The 9,370-nt window shown below is 71.1% G+C and carries 7 protein-coding genes and 2 pseudogenes; 4 read left to right on the top strand and 5 right to left on the bottom strand.

All coding sequences use genetic code 11. From position 1 onward, the window contains the following. On the top strand, positions 1-2,740 hold a 2,740-nt coding region (locus AB0O00_RS18815), incomplete at its 5' end, for a LuxR C-terminal-related transcriptional regulator (RefSeq protein WP_363653131.1). Between the two features lie 345 nt (positions 2,741-3,085). Here the strand turns inward: AB0O00_RS18815 and AB0O00_RS18810 are convergent. Beyond that, positions 3,086-3,769, bottom strand: coding sequence for a hemerythrin domain-containing protein (locus AB0O00_RS18810; protein ID WP_363653129.1), 684 nt, complete (start codon positions 3,767-3,769; stop codon positions 3,086-3,088). 312 nt (positions 3,770-4,081) lie between these two features. On the opposite strand from AB0O00_RS18810, the gene AB0O00_RS18805 reads away from it, so the two are divergent. After that, positions 4,082-5,242 carry an acyl-CoA dehydrogenase family protein gene (locus AB0O00_RS18805; RefSeq protein WP_363653127.1) on the top strand — a complete coding sequence of 387 codons (1,161 nt, stop codon included), beginning with the start codon at positions 4,082-4,084 and terminating at the stop codon, positions 5,240-5,242. Between the two features lie 132 nt (positions 5,243-5,374). Here AB0O00_RS18805 and AB0O00_RS18800 read toward each other — a convergent pair whose 3' ends face one another. After that, a complete protein-coding gene (locus AB0O00_RS18800) occupies positions 5,375-5,917 on the bottom strand; it encodes a hypothetical protein (RefSeq protein WP_363653126.1) in 543 nt (180 codons plus the stop codon). Positions 5,918-6,034: 117 nt separating this feature from the next. After that, positions 6,035-6,358, bottom strand: coding sequence for a hypothetical protein (locus AB0O00_RS18795; protein WP_363653124.1), 324 nt, complete (start codon positions 6,356-6,358; stop codon positions 6,035-6,037). A gap of 331 nt (positions 6,359-6,689) precedes the next feature. On the opposite strand from AB0O00_RS18795, the pseudogene AB0O00_RS18790 reads away from it, so the two are divergent. Continuing rightward, positions 6,690-7,049: pseudogene (locus AB0O00_RS18790) on the top strand (IS5 family transposase); the annotation flags it as partial. Between the two features lie 84 nt (positions 7,050-7,133). Here AB0O00_RS18790 and AB0O00_RS18785 read toward each other — a convergent pair. Together AB0O00_RS18785 and AB0O00_RS18780 are read right to left on the bottom strand one after the other, a co-directional pair. After that, positions 7,134-7,718 (bottom strand): HD domain-containing protein, encoded by a 585-nt coding sequence (locus AB0O00_RS18785; RefSeq protein WP_363653122.1) that lies wholly within the window; start codon positions 7,716-7,718, stop codon positions 7,134-7,136. Positions 7,719-7,732: 14 nt separating this feature from the next. After that, positions 7,733-8,893: a helix-turn-helix transcriptional regulator gene (locus AB0O00_RS18780; protein WP_363653120.1), complete on the bottom strand. Its 1,161-nt coding sequence runs from the start codon at positions 8,891-8,893 to the stop codon at positions 7,733-7,735. Positions 8,894-9,121: 228 nt separating this feature from the next. On the opposite strand from AB0O00_RS18780, the pseudogene AB0O00_RS18775 reads away from it, so the two are divergent. After that, positions 9,122-9,370 (top strand): annotated as a pseudogene (locus tag AB0O00_RS18775) (hypothetical protein); the annotation flags it as partial.

Genomic DNA, 9,370 nt, shown 5'->3' with positions numbered 1-9,370 from the left:
CGGCCGGAGCGACCTCACCGAGACCGCCGCCGATCGGGCCGCCGCCGGCGGCGCCGTCGTACTGCGCGCCATCGCCATCGAGGACGAGCGCGACCTCGAGCTGGGCGTGATCGCCCAGCTCGCGGCGTGCGCGGCCGACCGCGCGCCGGGCCTCGCGCCCGCGGTGGCGTCGGAGGCGGCGGCGTTAGGCGCGGGCGCGGGCGCGGGCGCGGGCGCGGGCTCGGCCTCGGGCTCGGGCGCGGCGTCGGCCTCGGGCGCGGGCTCGGGCGAGGTGGCGGCGGCGCCGTCGAGGGCGTCGCGGGTGGAGGCGATGCAGGCGTTCTGCACCGCCGTGCAGCGCCTCGGCGCGAGCGCGCCCGTCGTCATCTGCGTCGACGACCTGCACCACGCCGACGACCTGTCCCGCCGCTACCTCCTGCACCTCGCCCGCCGCAGCCGCGGGGAGCGCCTGGTGCTGGTGCTCTCCGAGTCCGTCCACGAGCGCGGCGACGACCCGCAGTTCCGTGCGGACCCGACGTTCCGCGCCGCCGACCCGCTGTTCCGCACCGAACTGCTGCGCCTGCCCAACTTCCGGCGCATGCGGCTCGAACGGCTGGAGCGCGCGGCGATGGTCGAGGCGCTGCGGGGAAGCCTCGGCGAGGCCGCCGCGGGCGCGCTCGCGGACGCCTCCGGCGGCAACCCGCTGCTGCTGCGGGCGCTGCTGGAGGAGCGGGGGGCGTCGCTGGAGTCGCTGGACGGGCCCGCCCCCGCCGAGCCGACCGGCGCCGAGCCGACCGCCACCGGGCCGTTCGCCCAGGCCGTGATCACCTGCCTGCACCGCTGCCCGCCCGCCACCCGCCGGGTCGCCGAAGGCCTGGCGGTGCTCGGCGAGCTCGCCACCGCCGAGCTGGTGGCCCGCCTGCTGGACGTCACGCCGGCCGCCGTCGCCCGCGAGCTGGCCGGCCTCGACGCCGCCGGCTTCACCACCGACGCGCAGGTGCGCCACCCCGTCGCGCGCGCCGCCGTCCTCGACTGGATGGACCCGGAGACGCGCGGCTCGCTGCACCGCACCGCCGCCGCCCTCGCCCAGCGCCGCGGCCTGCCCGCCCACGCCGTGGCCGCCCAACTCCTCGCCGCCGGCGGCCCGATGCCCGAGTGGGCGCCGCCCGTCCTGTGCGCCGCCGCCGAACAGCTGCTCGCCGAAGGCGCCGTGGACCGCGCGGTCGCCTGCCTCGACCTGGCGTTCCGCGGCAGCACGGACGAGGAGCAGCGCGCCCGCTTCCGGATCCGCATCGCCGCCGCCGCCGGACGCACCGACCCGGGCGCCGCCGAGCGCCACCTCGCCGAACCGCTGCGGCTCCTGCGCGACGGCCGGCTCGACACCGACGGCCTCGTACCGCTGGCCCGCCTGCTCACCGTCCAGGGCCGCATCGACGAGGCGGTGGAGGTCATGGCCCGCCTCAACACGCCGTCCTCGCCCGTGAGTTCGCCCGGACGTCCGGTGCGCAGCCGCCGCCTCGACCCGCTGGACGGCCTCACCGCCTTCCCGCAGTGGGCCGAGAGTGGCGCGCCGATCGCCCTCTGGCGCGTACCCGACCACGCGCCCGGCAACGGCGCCGCCACCGCCGTCGAGAAGTTCCTGCGCGGCGTCCACCTCACCGACGGCACCCTCCCCGCCGTCGCCCAGGCCGTCCGCTGCCTCCTCCACGGCGACGATCCCGCCACCGCCGCCACCTGGACCCAGGTCTTCCGCGCCGAGGCCGCCCGCAGCGGCGCCGTCGGCTGGGAGGCCCTCTTCACCGCCCTCAACGCCGAGGCCAGACTCGGCCAGGGCGACCTCGCCGCCGCCGAACAGGGCGCCCGGGCGGCCCTCGCCCTCCTGCCCGAAGGCCCCGAAGGCGTCGACAGCCTCTTCGCCGCCGGCATCACCGCGACCCTCGTCCGCGCCCAGACCGCCCTCGCCCGCCACGACGACGCCGCCCGCGAACTCTCCCGCGCCCAGCCCGACGGCCTCGCCGGCTCCGTGCACGGCCTCGCCTACCTGTGGGCGCGCGGCCGCCACCACCTCGCCGTCCACCGCTTCAACGCCGCCCTCGGCGACTTCCTCGACCTCGGCCGCACCATGCGCCGCTGGGGCATCGACCGCCCGCTCATCCTGCCCTGGCGCACCGGCGCCGCCGAAGCCCTCCTGCGCCTCGGCGAGGTCACCCAGGCCACCCGCTTCGTCGCCGACCAGCTCGCCACCCCCGACGCCCGCCACCCCAAGGTCTCCGGCACCACGCTGCGCCTCCAGGCCGCCCTCGGCGAACCCAAGGAACGCCAGGCCCTCCTCACCCGGGCCGTCGAGGACCTCCGCCGCTGCGGCGACCGCTACGAACTCGCCCTCGCTCTCGACGACTTCGGCCAGGTCCTGAAGGAACGCGGCGACACCGGCCGCGCCGAGATCGTCCTGCGCCGCGCCTGGCACCTCGCCCGCGAATGCGGCGCCGAAACGCTCCACGACCAGGTCCTCGGCCACTCGCCCCGCCCTTCGCAACGCCCGCAGGCGCCGGTCGCCACCGCCGCCCCACTCGGCTCCGAACTCAGCGACTCGGAACGGCGCGTGGCGATCCTCGCCGTCCACGGCTGCACCAACCGCGAGATCGCCGTCAAGCTCTTCATCACCGTCAGCACCGTCGAACAACACCTCACCCGCGTCTACCGCAAGCTCGACATCAACGGCCGCCAGGCCCTCCCGATGGCCCTCGGCGCAGCGGTCTAGCACATCCGGATCCACTGGCAACCACGCTTCCGTCCGAACGCCTTTGCGGAGGCGGCAGGCCACAGCATGCGACGTGTCGCCCTCACGGCCTGAATCCGGCTGCGGTTTCGACGACGACGTGGGTCGGCGATCGGTGGTGGACCTTCCGCCACGTGGTGAGGCGCCCCGCCGGAAGGTTCACCGCCCCCGCTTCGACCGGCGCGGCCGGATCACGGCTCAGCGCTCCGCCGATCGGCAATCGCACAGGCCGTCCTGCGCCATGCCGACAGCACCGCCCGGGTACGCGTCGGGACGGCGCCGGGTTCTGTGACCAGTCGGTCGGGCGGGGCTTCGGCAAGGTGGTGGTCAGGTGGTGGGGAGGCCCTGGCGGAGGCGGGAGATGTGAGTGCGGTACGCGCGGGGGCCGGCGAGGCGCCAGAGGAGGCGGGGAAAGGCCGGAAGAACGGCGAGGAATGCGCTCTCCTCGGCAGCGGTGCAGTCTTCGAAGATCGCGCCGAGGAAGACGAGGCGCCTCTTCTTCGGGATGCTCGCCAGGCCGCGAGCGGCCAGCTCCTGCCACTCCGCGACGGTCAGGTGCTGGGCGACCAAGGGGAGGATCAGGTCTTCCTCCTCCTGGAGGTGCTCGTTGAGGGCCGTGGCGAGGTCGGTGAGCGTGGTGGCCAGGAGATCCTGCGCGGCGGGTGCGGCGGTCGCCTCCCAGTGGGCCAGCAGGTCGGTGACGGCGCGCGTCAGGACGGCGACCCGCGCGTGCTGCTCCTCCATCCTGGTCACCAGAGCGGAGTTGGTGTCCAGGCCGGCGGCGCGCTCTCGCAGCTTGGGCCAGACCAGGTCGTCCTCGCCCTGGTGGTGATGGTGCAGCGCGGTGAGCATCTCATGCAGGTGATCGGCCAGTTGCCGGGCCCGCACCGTGTCGTTGTTCGCGGTGGCGCGAACCAGACCCGGTGCCAACCGGAACTCGCGACGAAAGACGCGGTGGACGATGACCATCTCGTGGGTGTCCGGGCGGGTGGGGGCGGCGGGGCGGCTCATGACGGGGCCCTCCGGAAGATGCGGGACACGGGCGACAGGGCTTGTCGCTCAGTATCGCCAGTGTGGCCGACGCCAATTGACGTAGCATCAACTGGCAGTCAACGCGCAGGCCGGAGGGCTGAGCATCGTCAAGGCCAGGCCGCTTCGGCTTCGTCGCGAGGCCGATCCCGCCGACACCAACCGCATTGGATGCGCGGACGTGGTGCCCGCCTTGTGTCGCCCCCGCTCGGCGCAGCCGATGCTTTAGCCGCCCCGGTCACACTTCCCCGCAGACACCTTCAGCGAGAACACCGTCCAACGGGGAGAATCGAGATGCACCAGGCCGAACGCATGGGCGCCGTCCAGGACTTCGTCCGCAAGGAGCTCATCGGGCAGGAGGCCGTCCTCGACTCGCTGTCGGACGCGCCGCTGCCGCTCTACAAGTCGTTCACCGACGCCGGCCTCGCCAACTGGTGGCTGCCCGAGCAGTACGGCGGCGCGGGGGTCGGCCTGGAGGACAGCGTGCGGATCGTCTCCGCGCTCTCCTACGGCGACGCGGGCGCGGCCTTCACCCTCTTCATGACCGTCCTCGCCACGAACATGGTCAACCTGTACGGCAGTGCCGAGCTCAAGCAGAAGTACCTGCCCGGCCTCGTCCGCAACCCCGGCTTCTGCGCGACCCTCGGCAGCGAGCATGAGGCCGGCAGCGAACTCGGCCGCATGACCACCACCGTCCGCCGCGAGGGCGACGACCTCGTGCTGGACGGCCGGAAGGCCTTCTCCACCAACACCGGCTTCGCCCGCTTCGTCGTCGTGATCGCCCGCTCGACGGACGAGCCCGGCGACTACAAGGCCGTCGTCGTGCCCCGCGACACCCCCGGCCTCGTGGTCGAGAAGCGGTGGGACGTCATCGGCGTGCGCTCGTCGGCGACGTACGAGGTGTTGCTGGAGGGCGTCCGCGTCCCCGCCGACCACGCCCTCACCGGCAACGGCCTGCGCCTCCTGGAGATCGGCCTCAACGCGAGCCGCATCCTCATCGCCACCACCGCCCTCGGCATCGCCCGCCGCGTCCGCGACCTGTGCATGGACTACGCCGCCACCAAGCAGATCAAGGGCGCCCCGCTCGAGGACAACCCCGTCTTCGCCGCGCGCCTCGGCCAGTTCGAGATGCAGATCGACGTCATGACCCACCAGTGCCTCGCCGCCGCCCGCGAATGGGACGAGATCGCCGCCCGCCCCGACGCCGCCCAGGAGTTCTACCGCCGCGGCACCCTCAAGTCCGCCCTCGCCGCCAAGATGTTCTGCGGCCAGACCGGCTTCGACATCGCCGCCGCCGGCTCCGAACTCTTCGGCGGCCACGGCTACACCCACGACTCCGTCATCGGCAAGCTCCTGCGCGACGTCCGCTACGTCTCGATCGTGGAAGGCGGCGACGACGTCCTGCGCGAACTCGTCTACAACCGCTACGTCCTCCCGGCCGCCAACCGCGGCTGACCCGCACCGCCGTTGCGCTGCGCAGGAAGTCGGCCCGCCCGACTTCCTGCGCAATCTCGGGGTCGGGGTTGGTTCTCGCAGCGAGAACCCCCGACAGCCTGGCTGCGGGGGTTCTTTGGTCGGGTTGGATGCTCAGAGCACGACGTGATCCTCAGTGGTGATGGTGGGCGGTCGGACGCCGGTCAGCTCGGTTGCGCGGTCGGCCAGCAACGGGGCCAGCTCGGGGTACCAACCGCGGGCAACCGCTTGCAGCATCTCGGCCAGGGCGACCAGTTCCCCGATCCGGCCGGCAGGAGTGTCCAGCACCGAGGCGAACTCCGACCGCAGACGGGCAGCCACGCTGGGGACGAGCAGGCTGTTGGCGTGAAGCAGGCCCGGGTCGTAGCCGACGGGAACCTGCCCCCAGCGCTCCCAGTCGAGCAGAGTGAGCGGGGCCGTCAGGTTGCCCCAGTGCAGATCGGCATGGCCGGTGACCCGCTCGACCTTTTCCGGTGCCGGGATGCCCAGGAACTGCGGGAAGGCTCGCTCGATCCACTCCGGCCGGACGGTGACGCGAACTCCCTCCGCCTGGCCGAGCCGGCCGAGGGCGCGGCGCAGGCCGCTCCACCATTCGTTCGGTAGGCCCGGGTCGTGGGCGAGGTCAGCCCGCTCCGGTGAGATGACCGGGTGGGTCACGTAGTCCGTGACCTCGGCCTGGTAGACATACCCGTCCTCCGGCCAGTCGATCAGGTCGTGCAGCCCAGCAGCAGGGCTGCGGTGTTGTGGGCGGATTCCATGCGGGTCCGGGTCGCCTCATCCGGCGGCGAGTTCATCAAGGATGCTCCTCAGATGTTCAGGTGCCAGGGGAACGGTCACGGCCTTGGCCGCATCGTCCCAGTGATCCGGGGTGCTGGCGGACACGAGGACCACATCAAGGCCAGGGCAGGACGCAACCACCAGGAGTGCAGCCGCAGCAGCCGACAGGCCTGGCCGAATGAACTCCACCAGTTCGGGTGTCATCAGGCCGGGCAACTCGCCACCGTGGAGCGGTGCAGAGGCGAAGGTGATGACGCCGGCATCTTGCGCTTGGACGAGTGACCCACCGCCACCGAGCGCCTGGTCGATGGGATCGGCCATGACCAGGCTGACCGGCAGCTGGAGGCCCGTGAAGTGGTGCGAGGCCGAGCCGGCGGCTTGCGTGAACTCGTCTACGACCGCTGCGTTCTCCCGGGGGGAAACCGCGGCTGAGGGGCGTACCGCTTGCGCAGGAAGTCGGCCCGGCCGACTTCCTGCGCAACGGCGGCGCTGATCTGCTCTTCCCCGGAGGAGCGGACGTGACACTGCTGGCTGCGGGACGAAACCCGCAAGCGCCTTCGGGGCTGGTTCTCGACACGAGAACCAGCCCTGGGCGTTAGGGCCCGTCCGGCGGATCTTGTGACCGTCCGACGATGGGATCGTTGTTCTGGTCGTGGGGCGGGGAGATCTGAAAAACGACGAGTGGATGCGGCTTGAGCCGCATCTGCCGAAGTTCGGTGCTCGAGGCGGACGATGGTGCGACCACCGCCAGGTGATCAACGGGATCCTGTTCCGGGTCCGGACCGGAGTGCCGTGGCGTGACCTGCCCGAGCGATTCGGAAGCTGGAAGACCGTCTACGAGCGGCATCGGCGCTGGTCCGCGGACGGGACCTGGGACCGGGTCCTCCAGGCGGTCCTGACCGACGCCGATGCCGATGGTCGCGTGGACTGGAGCATGGTCAGCATCGACTCGACCTCGTGCCGGGCCCACCAACACGCGGCCGGGGCCCCGCGGAGAACACCGCGGGTCCCGAAAAAGGTCCGTCACCACGCACCACGACACCCGCTACGGACACCGAATGCAGTGGCGTCACCGGCTGTCCCGGTCGTTCGGTGCTCACTGGCCGAGGTAGACCTTCTGCCACTCCAGCGTGGTCATCGACAGTGCCGCATCGGCAAGTTGACGGGCGGAGTCGGTCTTGAGGCCGGCGAGGCTGCTGTCGATCCAGGGTTGGACGTTCCGGTAGCCCTGCTCGCGGTACTCGACGGCCTGGAGCAGGCATTCGAGCTTGTCCGCGTCGTGCGCCACGACGACCTCCGGGCTGTCGCCGTTCTCGTACTCCGCGACGATCGCCTGAACGCCCGAGACCACGGCTGGATGCGCGGCGCTGACTTGGTCGGCGGTGACGCGTTCGTTGGAGGCGGCGGTGAGGTAGCGGCGGCCGATGTGCGGGATGTCGCCGATCCGGGTCTCCTGCGTGTCGTGGAACAGGCAGAGAAGCGCGACCTTGGCGGGGTCGGCGCCCTCCATCATCGCGAGGATAGCGCCGACCAGCCCGGCGCGGAACGAGTGCTCCGCGATGGTCTCCGGGTCCTTCACCCCCGCGATCCACCAGCCCGACCGCTTGGCCCGCTTGAGCATTCCCGCCTCGAAGAGGTAGCCCGCCGTGCCCTTCGCCTGCGCCTGCGTGTCGTCTGCCATCGCCGCCCTCTCGATCACGCGCTGAAGCCGCTTATCCGGAGACCGTAGTGCACGGACTCCAACTCCCGCCGCGACTCCATGGACAGAGTGTTGCCGTCGAGCAGGGGGATCACTCTTCCTACCAGCTCGCGCGCCGTGTGCGGGCAGGATTCGAGCAGGCCGCGGCGTGAGACGATCAAAGCCCAGATCGAATGGACATACAGGTCTGTGTATTCGACGGCGCGGTCGATTCGTAGCGCGAACGCACGGAGCAATGCCGAGGCGTCCCACACTGGACGGTCGCGCTCGGCCATGAACGCATCGTCCGTCTGCGGCCGGCCGTCCAGCCCGAGCCAATGCGCCCAGTAGTTCAGGTTGGCCGACTCGGCCTCGTCGTGGTCGGCGATGGACCGGTTGATGAAGTCCCGCATCAGCGACGGGTCGCCTTGTCGGGCCAAGGTCGCGGCGATCGACCTGGCCTCGGCCCAGCCGGGGGACCAGCCCTCGACGGTCGCGGTCACTGCTCCTCGTCGGCGGAGTCCTTCGAACCAGGCGGCCGCATCCCAGTCGCGGTCGTATGAGGACAGGTACCAAACCTGCCGACGAAGCAGCGCAGCGTCTTCACCAGCGCGTTCGGCGGCTTCGGACGTTGTCCGAAGACTCTCGTAGAACCGAGCACGGATGCCCGGTGCCAAAAGTGGTGAGGTCGACACGGGTCCACGGCGTGCGGCGGGAAGCGTCGAGTGTGCAGCTACTACCGCGGGCAGCACGCCACTGATTGCCCAGCCGATCATGTGGGTCGATTCACGCGTGAGGACCCAGCCGGCAAGAGGGTGGTCCTCCAGGCGTGCCGCCGGATCGACTCTCAGGATCTCGCCAAGCAGCAGATCCGCATCGATGGCGGTACCCAGCATCTCGACGAGACTGCTCGGCGCGCCGAGCAGGATCAGCCTCCGGCGGACAGCGATCAGGTTCCCCGCCCTTGTGGAGGACAGTGGGCGCCGCCCGGACTCCCAGCCCTGGAGAGTGCTCTTGTCGACTCCGAGGTCACCCGCCAGGTCGTCCTGTGTCCGTGGGATCTGTTCGCGGATGACCTTGAAGAGGTAGCCGGCGATGGCACCTTCCGGGACGTGGTCACGCAAAGGCGGACTGCCGGTCGGTGTTTTTCTCGGTCCATGCGGCGGATGAACAGCCACTGGGAGTCTCCCTGGCCTTGAGTCTTGCGGATAACCCGTACTGACAGTCCGTCGAGATGATGTGTCACGCGGCGTAGCGTCTTGGATACCGAAAGGCGCAGCGTGGCTCCGAAATCGTAGATCTGTCGTTCCTCTCCGTGCTCGCGAACGACGAAATCTCAACGGATTCGGTGAGGTGGCCACGAAAGCCTTGGAGAAGCGCGAAGCCCGCCAGATCTTGGAGTGGCCATGAATCGCACGTTGCTGGAGGCTTGCGAGCCTCCTCGTGCTGGTTCTCCGCCGGTCGTCCCGTCGGCCGAGGTTCTGTTGTCCTACCAACCCGAGTCTGTGAGTCACGCTCGACGACTGGTTCGTGAGACGTTGACGGGGTGGGGGCTGTCCCAGCTGATCGACACGGCGGCGTTGGCACAGCTTCTTGCGGTCGGCGGCGCTCTTGCCGAACACCGGGTCCTGCTTGACGACGTGGCGCACGTAGTC

The sequence above is a fragment of the Kitasatospora sp. NPDC093558 genome (assembly GCF_040683475.1).
In the GTDB taxonomy this organism is placed as follows: Bacteria; Actinomycetota; Actinomycetes; order Streptomycetales; family Streptomycetaceae; genus Kitasatospora.
The sequence above is the reverse complement of the archived record's forward strand: the minus strand, read 5'-3'. Positions and strand labels throughout refer to the sequence as shown.

Bases quoted from the DNA above. Each gene is read 5' to 3' on its own strand.
- AB0O00_RS18805 (WP_363653127.1), top strand. From the start codon at position 4,082: ATGCACCAGGCCGAACGCATGGGCGCCGTCCAGGACTTCGTCCGCAAG.
- AB0O00_RS18810 (WP_363653129.1), bottom strand. From the start codon at position 3,769: ATGAGCCGCCCCGCCGCCCCCACCCGCCCGGACACCCACGAGATGGTC.
- AB0O00_RS18795 (WP_363653124.1), bottom strand. From the start codon at position 6,358: ATGGCCGATCCCATCGACCAGGCGCTCGGTGGCGGTGGGTCACTCGTC.
- AB0O00_RS18785 (WP_363653122.1), bottom strand. From the start codon at position 7,718: ATGGCAGACGACACGCAGGCGCAGGCGAAGGGCACGGCGGGCTACCTC.